Genomic DNA, 19,230 nt, shown 5'->3' on the forward strand with positions numbered 1-19,230 from the left:
CGACGGCGCTCTACGAAAAGCGACCTGCGCGTTTAGAACAAAGCACCGCGCGGACCGTTTTGCAGACGCTCCGCGTCGAACCATTCGGCGAGCGGCAAGGGCTGCTCTGCACGCAACGGACTATGCTAGAATGGCGAGCGGAGAGATCGCATCTCGTCAGGGGACCGGCACCATGAATCAGACAGACCATTCGGACAACATGGCGGACGCTTCGCTCCGCCGTCATCATACGTGCGTTCGGGTAGCTCTCCTCGTCTGTGGCATCATGCTTGTCGGAATATGGAGCAACCTCTTCGGATACAGTGCGCTTCTCCTACCCGACCCAAGCGGCGAATACGGCACGACGCTCAGCGACTGGTACGTAGGGGGACGACTCGCCAGCGCCCTGCTGTTCGTGGTTCTCGCCCGCCCCCTCGAACGTCGTCAAGGAGCCATAGGGCTTCTGGTCGGCATCGGCTTGTCCCCGCTCGTTCTGATCATAGCCCTTTCGGCGCGCCAAGGAACGGCGGATACGGCACTGCTGAGCTCCACAACCCTGCTGCCGCTCGGCGCTTTTGCAGCAGGCATTGGGTTTCTCCTCCTTTCGGTGCCCCTGTTCATCAGGTTGATTCACGAGCTCCCCTCTCGATGGGCGGCCTTGGCCACCATGGTCGGCATCGTTGGCGAGTGCGCCGTGTCAAGCGCATTGAGCTTCTACGGCTCGCTCGATGTCCAGCTGATCGCGTGCACCATCGCTCCCGCAGCCAGCGGCCTGTGCCTGTTCGCCTCCGAGCGCTTGGCAGCTCGCGACGGCGCGAAGGCGAAAACCGAAGACGACAACGAGGCTGAGAGCGCGATCGCATCACGTCCGCAAGACGGCGGAATGCCGAGAGCCTACGACGCACGCAATTTTTTCGGAACCGCGCTCATGCTCTTGCAGCTTTCGTTCGCGATGGTGCTCGCGTCATCGCTCAGGTCGCTGAGCAGCATCGGCCCTTGGGGGCTTTTGCACGAAGGGTACCTCGCGCAAATCGACGGCTCGCTTCCGCTCGTCTGTCTGATCGTTGCGACGCTCACCCTGCTCATCTTCGTTGTACCGCGCCGCCTTCCCAGCCAGGTGAAATGCGCCCTCGCGCTCGTGGTGGTGCTTGCCGGACTGCAGATGACCGCCTCGCATCTGGGAACCGCGCCGGACGGCGACCCCACGGTGGCGGCCATCACCATGGGCTGCCAGCTGTTCTGCCGGGCGATCATATGGATCACGTTCATGGAATGCGTGCGTCAGCTGCGCATCCCGCCTTTCAGGATCAACGGCATCGCCTGCCTGTTCAACGTCGCGGGCTCTCTACTGTTTTCCGGAACGGCCTCGTTCGGCATCGGGGAAGAAGACCTCGTGCTCGGCATCGTGTACGTGCTGCTATGCGTGACGGTGATCGCCATCGCCCTGCCCTCCATCGGCTCCGTCGGTTCTTTCGGTGCAGCCGAACGTCGAGCCCATCGCGAATCCGACGATTCGGACGACAGCGTCGCGCTCCCATCGAGAACGCTCCACAGCTTCGCTTCCGCCCACGGCGTCTCCGCACGCGAGGAGGAGGTCCTCGCGCTTCTGCTCGACGGCTGCACGCGAGGGCAGATCGAACGGCTCCTCGGATTGTCCGAAGGTACCGTGCGCACCCACGTGAACGCCGTCTACCGCAAGGTCGACGTACATTCCAAGGAGCAGCTGCATCAGGCGTTCGCCGATTGGACCGTCTGAAAAAGGCCGATCATCCAGTCGTTTTCTTGAATTCATCCATTGCGGTGATGACCATCATCCACGCTAACGTGGACCCCGCCTCGATAACACGATCAAAGGAGAGAGGGGTACCTATGAGCACCATTACTCGGAGGAATTTCGTGGGGATGTCCGGAATCGCCGGCATCGCCGCCGCAGCCGGCTTCATGGGAGTCGCAACAGGATGCACCCAGGAGGCCGCTGCGGAGCAATCGGGCTTCAAGCCGGGAACGTATCGGGCGGCCGCACAGGGCATGGCGGGCTACGTCTACCTGTCGACCACCTTCGACGAGTCGTCCATCATCGACATCGAGATCCTCGACGAGAACCAAAGCGTGGGCATCTGCGAGGAAGTGTACGCGACCATCCCGGCGAACGTGATCGACACTCAATCGCTCGGCGTCGACGTGGTGTCCGGAGCCACTTTGACCAGCTACGCGGTCATCGACGCCATCGCTGATTGCGTTTCTCAGGCAGGTGGCGACGCCGACGCCATGCGCAAGGTGAAGATCCCCGTCGAAGTGCAGGACGAGGAATTCTCGTACGACGTCGTGGTGGTGGGCGCAGGGCTGGCGGGACTGTGCACCGCCATCGAGGCCGCGCGGGAAGGCGCGCACGTCGCCCTCGTGGAAAAGCAGGGGGTGCTTGGCACGGCCGTCTTCTCGAGCGGCATCACGTACATCGCCCCAACCCCCGACGACGTCGAGGCAATGTACGCCAAATGGATAGAAAACGCCGTCACCACGTGCGAGTATCCCACGGTCGAACGCGTGCGCGACCTGTGCGAGGCAAGCCCCGAGGTCATGGAGTTCCTCGTGGATGTCGGCTTCGAATACTCCGTGGGGCTGAACGGCAACCTCATGCCCACCGCCTCCACCGGCATGCTGCGCAACAACATCCCCATCCGCCTCGGCTCGAAGGAGCCGTTGGCCAAGGGCGGAGAGGCGCTGATGCGCGGTCTCGAAGCAGCCTGCGCCGCGAACGGCGTCGACGTGTTCATGAACACCGGGGTGACCAAGTTCATCCTCGAGGGGGATGCGATGGCGGGCGTGGTGTGCGAAACGCCGCGCGGCGTGAAGACCTACCGCGCCTCCTCGGTGGTGCTGTGCAGCGGGGACTACGGGCGCAACCCCGAGATGGTGAAAACGTACTCCCCCGAATCCATCCACGACATCACCTCGACGGGTGCGGGAAACACGGGAACGTGCATGGAACTGGCCATCGAAGCCGGAGCCGCCGTGTACGAATCGCAGCAGCCCATGAGCGGCAGCCTTGCGTTCGAGCCCGAGAACAAACCCGTGTGCGGCCAACCGTTCGACCAGTTCCCCTTCGAGTGCATGCTGGTCGATTACCACGGCGAGCGCAAGGTACGCGAAGACGCCCCCAACAACCATGTGCAGCATCAGTACTTCATGGACCCCGACCGTCCCTGCGCCGGCTGGGCCATCATGGACGAAGCCGTGGCCCGCAAGGTATGGGTCATGGACGAGCTCCTGTTAAAAACCGAGAAAGGTGACAGCAAGATACGGGCATACAAAGCCGACACGATCGAAGAGCTGGCGAAGCTGATCGAGGTCGATGCGAGCACACTGGCCTCCCAGTTGGACGCGTACAACGCACTGTGCGAAAGCGGCGAGGACACCGCGTTCGGCAAGGAGGCGAGCTTCTTGACGCCCATGAAGGAAGGCCCTTACTACGGGGTGCTCGCCTATAGCATCATCCGCGCCATTGCCGGAGGGGTGAAAACCAACGGCGACTTCGAGGTAATCCGAGCGGACGGCCAGCCTATCCCCGGCTTGTACGCAGCGGGAATATCGAGCAGTCGCGAATACTGGGGCGACTACTATCCCGGTGCCATGGCCATCGCCCTGTGCACTCACGGCGGCTACCTCGCCGGCAAAAACGCTGCCGCACACGCCAAAGCGTAGCGAACGCGGCAGCATGCGAAGAAGCGAAGGCCCTGGAAGACGTCGTATTCCGGGGCCTTCGTCCAAACGGCACGTTGCGTGGACGGATGCAACATCCTATGATGGGAGGCCGAACGCACTGTAGGTTTCGCATCCGAAGGAGCTGCCATGACCCATTTTCCCCTGCGCCGCGCTGAGCGGGCGATGTCGCGCGACGAGGCGCTGACCGTGCTCGACGCCGCGGAGTTCGTCACCGTGTCCACCGTGGACGACGACGGCATGCCCTACGGCGTGCCGCTCTCCTTCGTGCGCACGGGCGAGGCGCTGTACTTCCACGCCACGAACGAAGGCGGCCACAAGGCGGCGGACTTCCGACGCGACAACCGCGTGTGCGCGACCGCGGTAACGGGCGTCGGAGCGTTCTTCGAGGACGGCGATTTCACCACGAGCTTCCAGTCGGTCATGGCGTTCGGCCGCATCCGCGAGGTGTCCGACGTGGGCGAGTTCAAGCACGCGCTGGTGAACCTGTGCATGAAGTACGTGCCCGAAGCGAAGCACGGCATCGGGCGTGCGATGGAGCTGGAAGGGCCGCACACTGCCGTGTGGGCCATCGACATCGACGAGCTCAGCGGCAAGGCGCGCTCGGGCCCCCGCCGCGCGGACGAGGGGGCGTAACCGTGCGCATCGCCGGCTTGCAGAAGCTCACGTTGCTCGACTACCCGGGCAAGACCGCGGCCACGGTGTTCACGCCGGGCTGCAACTTCCGCTGCCCGTTCTGCCACAACGCCGACTTGGTGACGGGCGGCGCGGCGCACGAGGCGACCACGGCCGCAAGCGCCGACGCCGTCTCGCTCGACGAGTTCTTCGCGTTTTTGGACAAGCGCCAGGGGCTGCTCGACGGCGTGTGCGTCACGGGCGGCGAACCGCTGCTGCAGCCCGGCATCGAGGACTTCTGCGCCCGCGTGCACGAGCGGGGATTCGCGGTGAAGCTCGACACGAACGGCAGTTTCCCCGACCGCCTGCGCGCCCTCGTGGAGGCCGGCCTCGTGGACTGCGTGGCCATGGACGTGAAGAACGCGCCGGAGCGGTACGCCGAAACCGTCGGCGTGCCCGCGTTCGATCTCGCGCCGGTGCAGGCGTCCCTCGACTTCCTGCGCGCCGGCGACCTGCCCTACGAGGTGCGCACCACCGTGGTGCGCGAGCTGCACACCGCCGACGACCTGCGCGCGCTGGCCGCGTGGGTGCAGGGCGTGCGGGCGTGGCACCTGCAAAGCTTCATCGACGCGGAAAGCGTGCTGGGCGGCACCGGCCGCTTCCACGCCTGGGATCCCGACGACCTGCGCGCCCTGCTGCCCGAGCTGCAAGCCGTGGTGCCGGGCGCCCAGCTGCGCGGCGTGGACTAGCGCGTCGTCGCGGACGCGGACTAGCGCGGCGCGGCACCGCACGACGGCGACCGCTTCGCCACGTTACCGGCGAGCTTCAACCCTTTTTCAAAGCGGCATCATGACCGGCGATTCGCCGGCGCCCCGCCCTATACTGAGAGCTTGGCGCGCTGCACGGCGCGCCGGTTTGACGAGGACAAAGGGGGATGCATGCGTTCACGTTGGTTGGTTCTCTGCGCGCTTGCGGCGTGCCTGCTCGCGCCGTTGACGGGGTGCGTCGCCTCGCAGCCGGAAGCCGTTCCCGAGCAGCCTTCGACCGAGTTCGGCACGCCGTCGGATCCCGACGAGAACGCCGCAGCCCCGACGCCCGCCCCTGCGGCCCCGCACGAGCCCACGCTGGACGAGCGCGCCGCCGACAAAGTGGCCTCCCTGACCCTCGAGCAGAAGGTGGCGCAGCTGTTCATCGTGCGCCCCGAATCCATCACGGGCGTGGACACCGCCACGCAGGCCGGCCCCGCCACCGAGGAGGCGTTGCAGACCTATCCCGTGGGCGGCATCGCCTACTTCCAGAAGAACCTGCTGGACCCCGACCAGACCGCCACCATGCTGGCCAACGTGCAGGCGTATTCCGAGGAAGCCGTCGGCTTGCCGTTGTTCACCTGCGTGGACGAGGAAGGCGGCACCGTCACGCGCATCGCGGGCAACCCCGGCTTCGCCATCGAGAACGTGGGCGACATGGCCGACGTCGGCGCCGCCGGCGACCCCGCGGCGGCCGAGGACGTCGCGCACACCATCGGCACGTACCTGCACGACCTGGGCTTCAACGTGGACTTCGCCCCCGACGCCGACATCTGCGGCGACCCCGCCGTCGACGTGATGGCGCTGCGCTCGTTCGGCACCGACCCGCAGCTCGTGGCCACTATGGTGGAAGCGCAGGTCAAAGGGTTCGCAAGCGCGAACATGCTGTGCAGCGCCAAGCACTTCCCCGGCATCGGCGGCGTGGCGGGCGACAGCCACGAAGGAGCCATCGTGTCCGAGAAAACCCTCGACGAGCTGCGCGCCTTCGAGCTGGTCCCGTTCAAGGCGGCCATCGCGGCCGACGTGCCGTTCATCATGGTGGGCCACCTCTCGGTGCCGAACGCCACGGGCGACGACACGCCCGCCTCCATCAACCCCGCCATCGTCACCGACCTGCTGCGCGACGAGCTGGGCTACCAGAACCTCATCATCACCGACTCGATGGGCATGGGCGCCGTGGGCGACGTCGCCCCCGAGCAGGTGGGCGTCGCAGCGCTCGAGGCGGGCGTCGACCTCGTGCTCATGCCCGAGGACTTCGTCGCCACCTACCAGGGCGTGCTCGACGCCGTGCACGACGGCCGCCTGACGGAAGCGCGCATCGACGAATCGGTGCGGCGCATCGTGAAGACGAAGCTCGCGCTGGCGGAATAGGCGTAGAATGTAGGCGCGCCCACACGGCGCCCACCCCTCGACCAGGAGGTTTCCATGGCTCGTCAAACCCATTGCGCCTGCACGTCCGTCCTCGTGGGGAAGGCGGCCTCGCTCGACGGCTCCACGATGATCGCGCGCACCGAGGACAACGTGCGCGCCTGCGCGCCGAAGCGGTTCACCGTGGTGCCCGAGCGCCGCTGGACGCGCGAGCAGTTCGTGTCGGCGGGCAACGGGTTCACGATGGAGCTTGACGGCGCTGCCCTGCGCTACACGTCCACGCCCGAGGGCGACCCGAGCGAGGGGCTGTACGAGGAAGCCGGCATCAACGCGGCCGGCGTGGCCATGAGCGCCACTGAGAGCACGTACGCCAACGAGCGCGTGCTGGCGCTCGACCCCCTGGTGGAGGACGGATTGGCCGAAGACGCCCTGCTCAGCGTCGTGCTGCCGTTCGTCGCGTCGGCGCGCGAAGCCGTGCGGCGCATCGGCGACATCGTGGCCGCGCACGGGTCGGCCGAGAGCAACAGCATCCTCGTGGCCGACGCGGACGAAGTGTGGTACCTAGAGCTGGCCACGGGACACCAGTGGGCGGCGCAGCGCATCCCCGACGACGCGTATGCCGTGTGCGCGAACCGCATCTCCATCCAGGAGGTCGATTTCGCCTCCGACGACTTCATGACCTCGGACGGCATCTGCGCCTTCGTCGACGGGAATCGGCTGAACCCGCGCCCGGGCACCTTCGACTTCCGCCGCATCTTCGGCACGTACACGCAGCAGGACCGGCACTACAACGCGCCGCGCGTGTGGTTCGGCCAGCGCTACCTCACGCCCGAGGCGGTGCAGCAGCCCGAAGACCTCGACCTGCCGTTCATCCGCCGCGCGAACCGCCTGATCGGCGTCGACGACGTAGCGTACCTGCTGAGCTCGCACTACAACGGCACGGCGTTCGACCCGCTCGGCTCCGACGGCGACGAGCGCACCCGCACGCGCTACCGTGCCGTCTCGCTGTCGCGCACGCAGGAGGGCCACATCCTGCAGGTGCGCCCCAACCTGCCGCCCGAGCGCGCCGGCGTGCACTGGGTGGCGCTTGCCACCACGGCGTTCTCGCCATTCGTGCCGTTCTTCGCGAACGCGTCGGCCGCGCACCCCGCCTGGGAGCGCGCCGACGAGCGCCCCGAGGGCGACAGCGCGTATTGGCTGCTGCGCACGCTGGGGATGCTGGCCGAGAGCCGCTACGCGCTGGCGGCGAAGCCCGTCGACGACTTCCTCGCCGCATGCCGCCAGAAAGCGCACGCGTTCGTGGTCGCCACCGACGCGTCCAGCGCAGGCCTCTCCGGCGAGGAGCTGACCGCGGCCCTCACCGAAGCGAACCGCGCCTTCATGGACGAGCTGCTGGCCGACGCGCGCACCCTCGTGCAGGACCTCGTCATGGCAGGGGCCGAGGATTCCCGCCTGTCGTTCGAGATGGACGCGAACCTGTAGCGCCTCCGCAGCCAAAGCGGCGTTCCGCAGAAAGCTTTTGTCTTGCCCCTCCCTTCCCCGAGACGCTTGTCTGCGGGGAAAGGATCGCGATCGGGCGCTTTTTGCACAAAAAACCTCGACGTGCGAAACCTCCCGATGCTGTTGAGCGGGGACGCGCCGCGTCACCTCGCGAGAATCCCCAGGTCGTAGGCGTGAGTCCGTCCATCAGGCGAGGTATGCATGCCGAAGCCCGACCCTGCGATCGACTATGAGGGCCTTCAAGGTTCGCACGTCGCCTGTTTTCGTGCACCAGGACGCGAATCGCGTGTCGACAGCACATACCCCAGCTCTTTCGACCATCGTGCGCCGAACGGGGAGCCGGGGTGCTCGCTTCCGCGTCAGGCAACCTCGAGCGCATCGTCCGCCACGGCGTCGTTCGTCGCCGGCAGATCCGCCAGGCCCTTCTTCAGCACGCGGAACGTGATCAACCCGATGACGAACGCGGCGGCCGCCGTGCCCACCGCCACCGGTACGAGGTTTCCGCGCAGCGTATCGAACAGCCCGCCGTAGACGAGCTGGCCGATGGGCTGGGCGCAGTTCGACAGCGACATGGTGAGCGCGATGACCTTCCCCACCAGATGGCCGGGCGTTTCAAGCTGCACGAACGAGATGGCCTGGATACTGAACATCGTCGCGCACGCCATGGACACGAACAGGCCCGCCACCACCATGCCGTACGCCGCCATCGCGTCCATCGGCACGCCCAGCACCACGGCGATCGGCAGCAGTCCCAACGCCGACACCAGCAGGAACAGCGGCGCGCTGCTCAGCTTCAAGCGCTTCGCGAACACGCCCACCGAGATGCCGCCCGCCAAACCGCCCAGCGCCATGGCGCCCTCGGCGAAGCCCATGTACTGGTTCGGTAGCCCGAGTATCTGCGTGATGGTCACCGGGGCGCCGATGAGGATGAACGCCGTCAACGTGAGGTTGATGCCGGCGACGAGGAAGATGACCTTGAGGATGACCGTGCGTTCATGGCGCAGGAACGAGAAGCTTTCTGCGATGTCGTTTACCACGGTGCGCACCACGCCCACCGAGCTGCGCTCGACGGCATCGCGGGGAATGCGCACGAAAGCAACGATGACCAGCGTCGACAGCGCGAATGCCACCCCGGACACGAACACCACCGGCTCGATGCCGAACAGGCCGAACAGCAGGCCGCCCAGCACGGGGCCCACGAGGCCCGACAGCGCGCTGATCTGGCTGACGATGGCGGTTGCCCGTACGATGCCCTCGCGCGGAACGATGAACGGCACCGCCGCCTGCACGGTGGGCTGGTAGACGCTCTGCGCCGCGTACAGGATGATGAGCGCGCAGATGGACAGGCCGACGAGGTCGATAACGCCATCGAGCGCGAGGAAGGCGCCGCAGGTCACCGCCAAGATCGCGTCGAGCGCCGCCATGATGCGCCGCTTGTTCACGCGGTCGGCCGCCACCCCGCCGATGGGCGTCAGCACGATGTAGGGAATCCAGGCGCAGGCCGACACCGCGCCCATGAGTGCCGCCGACCCCGTTTGGTTCAGCACGTACAGCGGCAGGGCGAAGCGCAGCACCGCATCGCCGAACAGCGAGGCGATCTGCGCGAATATCACCGAGACGAACGATCGATTGAGCAATGTGTTCATGATGGTTCCTTTCATTTACATACGTTCGGTTGGTATGTATATTGGACAAAAAAGAAGGTTGCCAAGCAACCGCGGTTCCGGTGCGCGAAGAGCGCTCAGGAGCTTCGGGCGAGATCCAAGCCTAGCTCGACCTCCCCTCGCCTGTTTCTTCGGCATACCGGAATGTTTCACGTGAAACATTCGTTCGCATTATCTACGAGTTCACGGCATCGAACCTTTCATGGAATTGACTGCGGTACCCTTCCAGGATGCATGCGAGCCCGTCCTCCGCCAGAGACAACCCGCCAAGCGCTTTCACGATGTCGATGTAGTAGTCGATGCGCGTACGCAGCTCCTCGGCGGTGCACGCGCGGAACATGGGGCTGGCCCACAAGTTCGCCAACAGCACGATGACTTCGCTGAACTCGCGCGGATAATCCGTGACGATGCTGCCGTCGCGCACGCCCTGCTCCACGATGGGCTGCACGAAGTCGGGCACCGTCTCGTCGAACACCGATTGGTACTGCATGCCCAGCAGACGCGCGTTCTTCACCGGGTCCACATCGGGCGCGGCGTTGGCCCACAGGTCCATCTGCGGTCCGGCGATAGAAGCCGCGAACAGGGCTTGCAGCTTCTCGGCTCCGTTCATGCTGCCGTCGTCGCGGATGCGGCGAAGCTCGCCGTACAGCGCCGCATTGTCGCGGTCGAGGGCGGCCGACAGGATGTCTTCCTTCGACTTGAAGTGGTGGTACACCGCGCCTTTCGTGAGGCCGCCCAGCCCATCGATGATGTCCTGGATGCTGGTGTTGTCGTATCCTTTCTCGAAGAACAGAGCGAGGGCCACGTCGAGGATGCGGTTCACCGTCTCCTCGGGATGCTTGTTGCGAGCCATCGGCCCTCCTCTCCACACGTGAATACATACCAACGGTATGTATCCTACGATACTCCGGTGGAGAAGGCAAGAAAAAGTTTGCCGCGCGCTGCGGCCACCTTCATACTAAGGCGCATGCGCCAACGCGATCAGAGAGAACAGGAGCATCGACCCATGAGCACCTGCCTTGTTGCACAATCCGGCGGGCCCACCGCCGTCATCAACGCCAGCCTGGCCGGCGTCATCCGCGCGAACCAGCTGAACCCCCTGTACGACCGCGTGCTGGGCGGCATCCACGGCATCGAGGGCGTGCTGGCCGACCAGCTGTACGACCTCACCGACCTTTCGAGCCGCAACCTGGATCTGCTCAAGCAAACCCCCTCGTCGGCGCTGGGCACGTGCCGCTACAAGCTCAAGCGCGACGACGAAGCCGACTTCCGCCGCCTCGCGGACGTGATGGACGCCCACGACATCGACACCATGTTCTACATCGGCGGGAACGACTCGATGGACACCGTCGACGCGCTGGCCGAATGGGCGGCCGAGAACGCGCCGGGCAAGCGCTTCGTCGGCATCCCCAAAACCGTGGACAACGACCTGGTGCCGGTGGACCACTGCCCCGGCTTCCCGAGCGCCGCGAAGGTGGCCTGCCAGATCACGCACGCCACGCGGCTCGACTACGACGCCTATACGCGCCCCGAGGTGTTCGTGCTCGAGGCCATGGGCCGCGACGCGGGCTGGCTGGCGGCCAGCTGCTGCGTCACCGGCGACGTTAACTTGCTCGTGCTGCCCGAGATGGACTTCGAGCGCGACGCGTTTTTGGCTGCGGTGCGCGCGAAGCTCGACGAGACCGGCGCATGCTACATCGTGGTGTCGGAGGGCGCGCGCTACGCCGACGGCACCTACCTGTCCGCGGGCGACGCGGCCAACGACGGCTTCTGCCACGCGGTGCTGGGCGGAGCCGGACAGACGCTCAAGCAGATGATCGTCGACGCCGGCATCGTGCCGCGCGGCGTGGTGCAAGACCTGTCGCGCGCGGCGCGCTCCAGCAACTTCGCCCAGAGCCTCGTGGACGTGAATGAGGCGTACGACCTGGGGATGAGCGCCCACATGCGCAGCGCCGACCCCGCGTTCACCGGCCAGGTGGTGGGCATCCGCCGCAACGCCGCCGCTGCCGCCGAGGGGCGCTACGAGGCCGAGGTGTTCGCCGGGCCCGCCAGCGAGTTCGCCAACTTCGTCAAGCGCTTCCCCGACGAGTGGATGCTGCCGAACTACCAGGGCATCACGCCGGAGGCGATCGCGTACTTCCAGCCGCTCATCGAGGGCGAGCCGAAGCTCATCATGGAAGGCGGTTTGCCCGCCACCCTCCAGCCCTTCAACCGCCGCTAACGACGCGGACGACGGCGCGGCGGGCGGTACGCCCCCGCCCGCCGTCGCCCGATCGAATGCGGCTTGGGGCCCTCCCCTTACGCGCCTCGCGTGCGCGTCCAATGGCGCAGGTAGAGGGTGCCGATGAGGGCCGGGATCACGGGCGACGCGGCCTGCGCCACGAAGATGCCCACGTAGCCGAAGCCCAGCACGCCGCTCAGCAGGAACGCCAGGCCGAAGCGCACGACGAACGCGTCGATGAGCGAGTTCACCAGCACGAGGCGAGGCGAGCCGGCCCCCAGCGCGAACGAATCGAAGCTGTACATGGCCGCATAGAACAGGCCGTTCACGCTGCACGTGATGCGCAGGTACAGCACGGCGATGTCGAGCGTCGCGGGATCCGTCAGGCCGTACGCGCTCGCGATCAGCGGGGCCAGCAGCTGCACGACCACCTGCACGCCCACGATCACGCTCACGTTGAACGTGGCGCCGAGGCGTGCCACGTCGCGCGCCCGACCCCATGCGCCCGCGCCCGCGTTCTGCGCGGCCGCCGTGGTGATGGCCTGGCCGATGGCCCAGCACGGCAGCCCTGCGATGGTGCTGATCTGCAGGCCGACGCCGGCCGCGGCGGCCACGTCGGTCCCGTAGCGGTTCAACAGCCCGGTGACCAGCGCGTACGACAGGTTCACCACCGCCATCTGCACGGCGGAGGGCACGCCCACGTGCAGCACTTCGCCGATACTCGCGCGCAGCGGCGCACCGCCGCGCGCACCGCGGGAGAACACGCCGGCCAGACGCCCGCCGGGAAAGCGCCGACGCACCGCGATGAGCGCGCCGACCGCCGCCACGCTCTGCGCGATGACCGTCGCGAACGCCGCCCCCACCACGCCGAGGCCTGCCGGCCCCACCAGCACGAGGTCGAGCGCCACGTTCACGAGCAGGGCAACCCCCACCAGCGCCAACGGCGTGCGCGCGTCGCCCTGCGCCTTGAGGAAGGCGGCTGCAGCGTTCATGAGGAAGGGTCCGACGGAGCCGCAGCACAGCACCACGGTGTAGGCGCAGGCACCGTCGAGCGCCGCCTCGGGCACGGCGTTGGCCGTGAACGCCGGACGCGCCAGCATCGTGCCCAGCACGGCGATCGCCGCCGCCCCCGCCAGCGCAACCACGATCGTGGCCGCGTACGCGCGCCGCTGGCCGGCCACGTCGCGCGCGCCCACGAACCGCGCGATCACCACGCCGCCGCCCGCCGTGAGGCCGATGACGAACGCGTTCACGATGAACGTGGCGTTGGTCGCATTGCTGATGGACACGAGCCCCACCGCGCCCATCACCTGGCCGACCACCACCATGTCGACCGCCTGGTACACGTATTGCAGCAGGTTCACCGCCATGAGCGGCAGCGCGAAGGCGAGGAGCTGCCGGAACAGCGGCCCCTCGGTAAAGGAAAGAGGAACGTTGGATTCGAGTTTGGTAGGTGCTTTCGACACGGTTGCTCACCTCTGAGAATTCGGGAAACGGAATGCGGAATGCGAGCGGGACGCGACCGGCGCGTCCGGCGCTGCGCGCAAAAAAGCGCCGCAGATGAATCATCACCTGCGACGCTCAAAGGATTCCGTCATGCCGGCATCGAAGAGGAGGCGTGCCTGACCTGGGCAGCGCGCCTATCGATGCCGATGAGTATGTCCCGGTGCTCCGTGCGATGCTTCATCGGCGATCATGCGCGGAGCCGTTACTCTGCAGAGTTTCATGCGTGCCTTCTCGTTGAGGCGGATACAGCGTCGCCCAGCATACCGCGCCGGGCAGGCGCGGTCAACCCGCGGGAGGCGCGGCGGGAACGGCTGCGGGGGCGGCGGGGACGGCGGACGTCGCGGCGTCCGCGTCGTCCAGCACGACCTTTCCCCAGGCGCACATCTGGTTGAGGATGGGGACGAAGCTCCGCCCGCGCTCGGTGAGCGAGTACTCGGTTTTGGGCGGCACCTGATGGTACAGCTCGCGATGCACCATGCCGTCGGCTTCCAGCTCGCGCAGCTGCTGGGTGAGCATCTTCGGCGTGGCCTGCGTCATCCTGCGCTGCAGCTCGCCGAAGCGCAGCACGCGCGCGTTGCTCAGGTGCCACAGGATCAGCACCTTGTGCTTGCCGCCCACGATGTCGATGGTGGCCTCCACGGGGCAATGGTACGCGCTGGGACAGGTTTTCATGCGCAGCCTCTTTCGCTCGATGCAGCATTCGGCAGGGCACTCGACGCGTCGTGCGGCGCGTCGCTCGACCTGCCGTCCAATACTATCTTTTTGGGTAGTATATTCCAAAAAAGTGTCTACTTGTTCCGAAGATAGCAAAGCGTAGGATGAAAGGCGACCGAACACCGGAACCCCAACCCGAGAGATTGGAGCACTCCATGTCGTTTCTCGACCTCGCACGAAAGCGCTGCTCGATCCGCGCCTACCAGCCCGCCCCCGTCAGCCAAGAGCTGATCGACGCCATCGTGGAAGCGGGACGCGTCGCGCCCACCGCCGCCAACCGCCAACCGGTGCGCATTGTCTGCGCAACGAGCGAAACAAGCCTCGCCCACCTGGGAGAAGCGGCCAACTTGCACGGCGCGCCGCTCGCGCTCGTCGTGTGCGTCGACGCCCAGCGGGCATGGAAGCGGCGAGTGGACGGCTGGTCGTCGGCCGAAGTGGACGCCTCCATCGTGACCGACCACCTGATGCTCGCTGCCGCCGATCTCGGCCTCGGCAGCGTGTGGATCTGCAACTTCGATCCCGCAATCGTGCGCGAGGCGTGCGCGCTTCCCCCGTCGCTCGAGCCGGTGAACATCCTGGCCGTCGGGCACGCCGCCTGCGACCCCACCAGCCCCGACCGCCACGCAACCGAGCGCATCCCCACCAGCGAATTTGTCGTGAACGGGTAGGATCGGAAAGGGAGCGGAGGCCCGGTGCGCCAAGGTTTTCCGGCTCCCTGCTGCGGCACGCCGGAAGGCCTCGTTCTGCACGCAAGCGCTCCGCCAAAGGCGAACCGAGCTCGCCGCCTTCTACCCCATGATGTCGAGGAGGGCGCGCAGCTCGCGCTGGACGCTGTGCTCGACGTTCGTCCCGATCACCTTCGTGGCGATCTGCTTGATGGCCGAGCGAGCGTTGCCCATGGCAACGCTCGTGCCCGCCATGCGCAGGATCTCGTAGTCGTTCATGGAGTCGCCGAACGCCATCACTTCCTCGGCTCGCACGCCGTGAGCCGCCATCACCTGCTCGATGCCGGTGGCCTTGTTCACGCCGCGCTGCATGACGTCGATCCACTTGTTGCCCGACGGCGCGAACACGAAGTCGGCCTCCAGCTCGCGCGTGAGCGCATACGCCATGTCCATGACCCCTTCGTCGCAGTACACCGAGGCCTTCAGGATGTTCACCTCGGGCGACGGCACGTCGAACACGCGCACGGGGTTCGGCAGGTTCTTGTCCACCTCGCGCTCGAACCGCGCCTCGTCGTCCAACAGGTAGCTGCGCGTCTCGTCGAACAGCGCGAGATGCAGCGTGTCGAACAGGTTGCAGGTGTGCGCCAGCCGACGCAGCGCCGCGTGCGAGAACACCTCGCGATCGACCAGCGTGCCCTCGATGATAACCTGCGCGCCGTTGGACGCGACGAAGTCCATGCACTCCACCACGGGCTCGAACAGCTCGCTCAGCGTGTCGAAGCGCCGCCCCGACGAGGCCACGAATCGGATGTCCGCGTCGCGCAGGCGCAGGATGAGGTCGTAGGTTCCGTCGGGCACGCACTGGTTCCCATCGAGCAGCGTGCCGTCCATGTCGCTGGCGATAAGCTTGATCATCAGAAAGGCCTCCTTGAAATCCATCGTATGCCGCCATTGTACGCCGCCCCCTCCAAGCCGCGTGAGCCCGCACGCGGACTTTGCACGAACTTGAAACCTGTTTTACAAAATCCCAGCTCAATAGGCTTCGCAACCTGAGCGTGCGCGAAAAATAGCGAAACGCACCGCCAGGTTGGTAGAACGCGCGGGCGTGCAACCGCATGATGGGAACCGTCGAAGCGCAGCCGCAAGGGCCGACGCTTCGGGTATCATGCAAACAACGTTTGAGAAGGGACCATCATGAGCTTCGCCGACAACCTCGTATACCTGCGGCAGCATTACGGCATCACGCAGGAAGGGCTCGCCGAGCAGCTGGGCGTGTCGCGTCAGACCGTCAGCAAGTGGGAAGCCGGCACGAACTACCCCGAGATGGACAAGATCCTCGTGCTGTGCGATTTGTTCAACGTCAAACTCGACGACCTCATGCGCGGCAGCGTCGTCGTGACGCGGGAAGGCGACACCGAGCGCTACGACGCGCACATGAACCGCTTCAACCTGTCCGTCGTGGCCGGCGTGGCGTGCATCCTCGTAGGCGTGGGCCTGAACGGGCTGCTCGATGCCCTCGGATGGCCGGGGAACCTGCAGGCCGTCGCGCTGCTGTCGTGCGTGGTCATCGGCGTGGTGCTCCTCGTCATGGGCAGCCTCAGCCACGGCGAGTTCAAGCGCCGCAACCCCTCCATCGAGCCGCGGTACTCGGACGCCGCGCTCGATCGCTTCGGCCGGCGCTTCCCCCTGCTCACCGCGCTCGGCGTGGGCATCATCCTGCTCGACGTCATCATGCTGATCGGCCTCACGCCCGACGAGGGCACCATCCTCGTGGGCGGCGTCTCGCTCGAAGAGCTCGCCATCGCCCCCTTCATGTTCATCCTCGCCATCGCCGTGGGCATCCTCATCTGGGCCGGCATGCAGAAATCGAAGTACGACCTATCCGAGCTCACCTACATCGCGCACCGCCAGGACCTCGGCGCCGACCTGCCCGCCTCCGCCATCGTCAAAACGCCCGAGCAGATCCGCGCCGATCGCATCATGGGCGTCGTCTGCGGCGTCATCATGCTGCTGGCCACCATCGTGTTCCTCGTATGGGGCTTCGTGCCGCTGTTCGACCAGGTCGGCGGCTGGGACGGCTTCGACAAGAACGAGCTGCGCGACCTCATCCGCGACGGCCAGGGTGGCTTTTACATCAGCTGGATCGCGTTCGTGGTGGGCGGCATCCTGTGCGGCATCACCTGTCTGATCGGCAGCGTGCTGTCGAAGTCGAAGGACGATTGGATCGCCGAAGCGCGTCAGGAAGACGCCTGGATGAAGTACGCGCAGCAGGACGCCAAGGAAGACCCCTGGGCCCGCGGCCCCGAAGCCCCCGTTCCGCCCCAAGCCCCGACGGCCCCGCACCACCCCACCAACCCCGCCGCCGGCCCCGACCGCACCTGGAAGTAGCAGGAAAGTACCTTTTGGACACCGCTGGGTACCCTTTGCGTCTAGCACCTCCTCCCTCCCTCGCCCTACGATTTCGACCCGTAGGGAACACCGAATGCCCGCACGTCGTGGGCGAAGGAGGGGTTGTACATGAAGGATTCACGGTACCATGACCTGATCGAAGAGACCGCGAAACGAGGGGCCGCAAGCGGTGCGGCGCTGTTTCAGGGAGGCGGCATCAATCGACGCACGTTCTTGCAGGGGGCGGCGTTCCTCGGCGCTTGCGGCGGCGTGATGGGATTCGGCCTTGCAGGGTGCACGCCGGCAAACACGGGCGGCGCGGTTGCGCAAGGATGGAAGGCGGGCACGTACACCGCCAACGTCACCGGGCACAACGCCCCCTTCACCATCGATGTGACGTTTTCGGAGAACGCCATCACCGCCATCGACACCAGCACGAGCCAGGAATCGCTCGGCGTCGGCGCGTCGGCGCTCGAAAACCTGTCAAACGAGATCATGGAGTACCAAACGCTCAATGTGGACTCCGTCACCGGCGCCACCCTGTCCAGCATGTGCCTCCAGCAGGGCGTGAAGGATTGCGCTGAGCAAGCGGATGCGGCGAAAGCCCTCGCGCAGGCCCCCGGCTCGGACGACAGCATCGAATCGTCCTACGATGCCGACGTATGCGTCATCGGCGGAGGCGGTGCGGGTCTGACGGCCGCCATCTCCGCCGTGCAAGCCGGAGCCAAGGTGGTCGTGGTCGAAAAATGCGGCATCACGGGCGGATCCACGAACGTCTCGGAAGGCGCGCTCAACGCGGTCGACCCGGAACGCCAGCAGAAGCAGGGCATCGAAGACTCCGTCGAACTGTTCTACGAGACCACCTACGAAGGAGGACACGAGCAGGGCACGCCCGAGCTCATCCATTATCTGACCGACAACGCGCTCGACTCGGTACACTGGCTGGAATCGCTCGGCGTGGAGTTCAAGAGCGAGACGGGATCGGCCACCGGCTCGCTCGGCGAGCGCAGCCACTACCCCGCCACACCGTCGGGGAACACCTACATCCGTGCTTTCGAAATGTTCATCGCGGACCACGCCGACCAGCTCATCGTGCTGCACGAGACCCAGGCGAAAGAGCTCGTCCTCGAGAACGGCGCCGTTGCCGGCCTGAAAGCCGTGCATCGCGGCAACCAGGACGTCACCGTGAACGCGAAATCGATCGTCGTGGCCACCGGCGGGTTCGGTGCCAACGTCGAGTACCGCCAACTCGTCAACGACGGCGTGTGGGCCGACGTGAAGCTCGACGACACCATCGGTTGCACGAACATCAAGCCGTGCGCGCAGGGAGAGGCCTCAAGCTTGCCGAGGGAGCCGGCGCGGAACTCGTCGGGCTGTCGGACATCCAGCTGCATCCGTGCGGCACGCCCGGCACCGGCCTCATGGAAGACATCCGCACCTCAGGGCGCAACCGCATCTTCGTCAACAAGAGCGGGGAGCGGTTCGTCAACGAAGGGGCCGAACGCGACACGCTGTGCAAGGCCATCTTCGCGCAGCCCGAATCGACGTACTGGATCGTCGTCAACAAGGTGCGCTACCCTTCGGAAACCGAGCCTGACGCGAATGGTGCGACCATCGAGAACATGCTGGCGCTCGGTCATATCGTGAAAGGCGAAACCGTCGAAGACCTGGCGGAGCAAACGCAGATGGACGCCGCAAAGCTACAAGCTTCCATCGACGTGTACAACCAGGTCGTTGCAGGCGAAACCGAAGACCCGTTCGGTTTCAAAGCAAACAATACCGCCGACCAGCAGCTGACCGAAGGGCCGTGGTACGCGTGCCGCAAGGTTCCCACGGTTCATCACACCATGGGCGGCATCCGCATCAACGTCGACACGCAGGCCATGAACGCGGACGGCCAGGTCATTCCCGGCCTCTACGCATGCGGCGAATGCACCGGCGGCATTCACGGCAGCAACCGGCTGGGCGGCAACGCCATTGCCGACTGCATCACGTTCGGGCGCCAAGCCGGCACGCAGGCAGCGCAGCACGCGACAAGCTAAGCGCATCCCTGCGCTCCCTTACGCCCCGGTCGCACGCCCCCC

The 19,230-nt window shown here is 66.2% G+C and carries 15 protein-coding genes and 1 pseudogene; 11 read left to right on the forward strand and 5 right to left on the reverse strand.

Translation table 11 applies throughout. From position 1 onward, the window contains the following. Positions 1-172: 172 nt before the first annotated feature. The 6 genes from GS424_RS15555 to GS424_RS15580 all read left to right on the forward strand — a co-directional run bounded on the left by GS424_RS15555 (position 173) and on the right by GS424_RS15580 (position 7,970). Positions 173-1,735 carry a helix-turn-helix transcriptional regulator gene (locus tag GS424_RS15555; RefSeq protein WP_160941362.1) on the forward strand — a complete coding sequence of 521 codons (1,563 nt, stop codon included), beginning with the start codon at positions 173-175 and terminating at the stop codon, positions 1,733-1,735. A gap of 113 nt (positions 1,736-1,848) precedes the next feature. Next, entirely contained in the window at positions 1,849-3,681 is a 1,833-nt protein-coding gene (locus GS424_RS15560) for an FAD-dependent oxidoreductase (protein WP_160941363.1), read from the forward strand. A gap of 147 nt (positions 3,682-3,828) precedes the next feature. After that, the gene (locus tag GS424_RS15565; RefSeq protein ID WP_160941364.1) at positions 3,829-4,335 is read left to right on the forward strand and encodes a pyridoxamine 5'-phosphate oxidase family protein; all 507 of its coding nucleotides are present in this window, start codon (positions 3,829-3,831) and stop codon (positions 4,333-4,335) included. A 2-nt stretch (positions 4,336-4,337) separates the two neighbouring features. Next, on the forward strand, positions 4,338-5,063 hold the full coding sequence (locus GS424_RS15570) for an anaerobic ribonucleoside-triphosphate reductase activating protein (RefSeq protein WP_160941365.1): 726 nt from the start codon (positions 4,338-4,340) through the stop codon (positions 5,061-5,063). Positions 5,064-5,252: 189 nt separating this feature from the next. Then, complete coding sequence (locus tag GS424_RS15575; RefSeq protein ID WP_160941366.1) at positions 5,253-6,491, forward strand: glycoside hydrolase family 3 protein; 1,239 nt, start codon at positions 5,253-5,255, stop codon at positions 6,489-6,491. A gap of 54 nt (positions 6,492-6,545) precedes the next feature. Continuing rightward, positions 6,546-7,970, forward strand: a complete 1,425-nt coding sequence (locus GS424_RS15580) for a C69 family dipeptidase (protein ID WP_160941367.1) — start codon at positions 6,546-6,548, stop codon at positions 7,968-7,970. Positions 7,971-8,347: 377 nt separating this feature from the next. Here GS424_RS15580 and GS424_RS15585 read toward each other — a convergent pair whose 3' ends face one another. Together GS424_RS15585 and GS424_RS15590 are read right to left on the reverse strand one after the other, a co-directional pair. Further along, positions 8,348-9,634 carry an MFS transporter gene (locus tag GS424_RS15585; protein WP_160941368.1) on the reverse strand — a complete coding sequence of 429 codons (1,287 nt, stop codon included), beginning with the start codon at positions 9,632-9,634 and terminating at the stop codon, positions 8,348-8,350. Positions 9,635-9,827: 193 nt separating this feature from the next. Then, on the reverse strand, positions 9,828-10,505 hold the full coding sequence (locus GS424_RS15590; RefSeq protein WP_160941369.1) for a TetR/AcrR family transcriptional regulator: 678 nt from the start codon (positions 10,503-10,505) through the stop codon (positions 9,828-9,830). A gap of 153 nt (positions 10,506-10,658) precedes the next feature. Here GS424_RS15590 and GS424_RS15595 point away from each other — a divergent pair, with 153 nt between their 5' ends. Continuing rightward, positions 10,659-11,873, forward strand: coding sequence for a diphosphate--fructose-6-phosphate 1-phosphotransferase (locus GS424_RS15595; RefSeq protein WP_160941370.1), 1,215 nt, complete (start codon positions 10,659-10,661; stop codon positions 11,871-11,873). 77 nt (positions 11,874-11,950) lie between these two features. On the opposite strand, the gene GS424_RS15600 is transcribed toward GS424_RS15595, so the two are convergent. Both GS424_RS15600 and GS424_RS15605 read right to left on the reverse strand, forming a co-directional pair. Beyond that, on the reverse strand, positions 11,951-13,339 hold the full coding sequence (locus tag GS424_RS15600) for an MATE family efflux transporter (RefSeq protein ID WP_244977579.1): 1,389 nt from the start codon (positions 13,337-13,339) through the stop codon (positions 11,951-11,953). 322 nt (positions 13,340-13,661) lie between these two features. Continuing rightward, positions 13,662-14,051, reverse strand: coding sequence for a winged helix-turn-helix transcriptional regulator (locus tag GS424_RS15605; RefSeq protein ID WP_160941371.1), 390 nt, complete (start codon positions 14,049-14,051; stop codon positions 13,662-13,664). 197 nt (positions 14,052-14,248) lie between these two features. On the opposite strand from GS424_RS15605, the gene GS424_RS15610 reads away from it, so the two are divergent. Beyond that, entirely contained in the window at positions 14,249-14,761 is a 513-nt protein-coding gene (locus GS424_RS15610; protein WP_160941372.1) for a nitroreductase family protein, read from the forward strand. Between the two features lie 120 nt (positions 14,762-14,881). Here the strand turns inward: GS424_RS15610 and GS424_RS15615 are convergent, their stop codons facing one another. Beyond that, entirely contained in the window at positions 14,882-15,673 is a 792-nt protein-coding gene (locus GS424_RS15615; RefSeq protein ID WP_160941373.1) for an HAD family hydrolase, read from the reverse strand. A gap of 279 nt (positions 15,674-15,952) precedes the next feature. Here GS424_RS15615 and GS424_RS15620 point away from each other — a divergent pair, with 279 nt between their 5' ends. From GS424_RS15620 to GS424_RS18095, 3 genes and pseudogenes are all read left to right on the forward strand, one after another. Continuing rightward, the gene (locus GS424_RS15620) at positions 15,953-17,146 is read left to right on the forward strand and encodes a helix-turn-helix transcriptional regulator (protein WP_160941374.1); all 1,194 of its coding nucleotides are present in this window, start codon (positions 15,953-15,955) and stop codon (positions 17,144-17,146) included. Positions 17,147-17,419: 273 nt separating this feature from the next. Next, positions 17,420-18,322: pseudogene (locus tag GS424_RS18090) on the forward strand (FAD-dependent oxidoreductase); the annotation flags it as partial. 140 nt (positions 18,323-18,462) lie between these two features. Continuing rightward, a complete protein-coding gene (locus tag GS424_RS18095) occupies positions 18,463-19,188 on the forward strand; it encodes an FAD-dependent oxidoreductase (protein ID WP_280527511.1) in 726 nt (241 codons plus the stop codon). Positions 19,189-19,230 lie beyond the last annotated feature (42 nt).

Source organism: Eggerthella guodeyinii, from assembly GCF_009834925.2.
GTDB lineage: Bacteria > Actinomycetota > Coriobacteriia > Coriobacteriales > Eggerthellaceae > Eggerthella > Eggerthella guodeyinii.

Coding starts and splice junctions, on each gene's coding strand:
- GS424_RS15555 (WP_160941362.1), top strand. CDS start 173: ATGAATCAGACAGACCATTCGGACAACATGGCGGACGCTTCGCTCCGC.
- GS424_RS15560 (WP_160941363.1), top strand. CDS start 1,849: ATGAGCACCATTACTCGGAGGAATTTCGTGGGGATGTCCGGAATCGCC.
- GS424_RS15565 (WP_160941364.1), top strand. CDS start 3,829: ATGACCCATTTTCCCCTGCGCCGCGCTGAGCGGGCGATGTCGCGCGAC.
- GS424_RS15575 (WP_160941366.1), top strand. CDS start 5,253: ATGCGTTCACGTTGGTTGGTTCTCTGCGCGCTTGCGGCGTGCCTGCTC.
- GS424_RS15580 (WP_160941367.1), top strand. CDS start 6,546: ATGGCTCGTCAAACCCATTGCGCCTGCACGTCCGTCCTCGTGGGGAAG.
- GS424_RS15585 (WP_160941368.1), bottom strand. CDS start 9,634: ATGAACACATTGCTCAATCGATCGTTCGTCTCGGTGATATTCGCGCAG.
- GS424_RS15590 (WP_160941369.1), bottom strand. CDS start 10,505: ATGGCTCGCAACAAGCATCCCGAGGAGACGGTGAACCGCATCCTCGAC.
- GS424_RS15595 (WP_160941370.1), top strand. CDS start 10,659: ATGAGCACCTGCCTTGTTGCACAATCCGGCGGGCCCACCGCCGTCATC.
- GS424_RS15605 (WP_160941371.1), bottom strand. CDS start 14,051: ATGAAAACCTGTCCCAGCGCGTACCATTGCCCCGTGGAGGCCACCATC.
- GS424_RS15610 (WP_160941372.1), top strand. CDS start 14,249: ATGTCGTTTCTCGACCTCGCACGAAAGCGCTGCTCGATCCGCGCCTAC.
- GS424_RS15615 (WP_160941373.1), bottom strand. CDS start 15,673: ATGATCAAGCTTATCGCCAGCGACATGGACGGCACGCTGCTCGATGGG.
- GS424_RS15620 (WP_160941374.1), top strand. CDS start 15,953: ATGAGCTTCGCCGACAACCTCGTATACCTGCGGCAGCATTACGGCATC.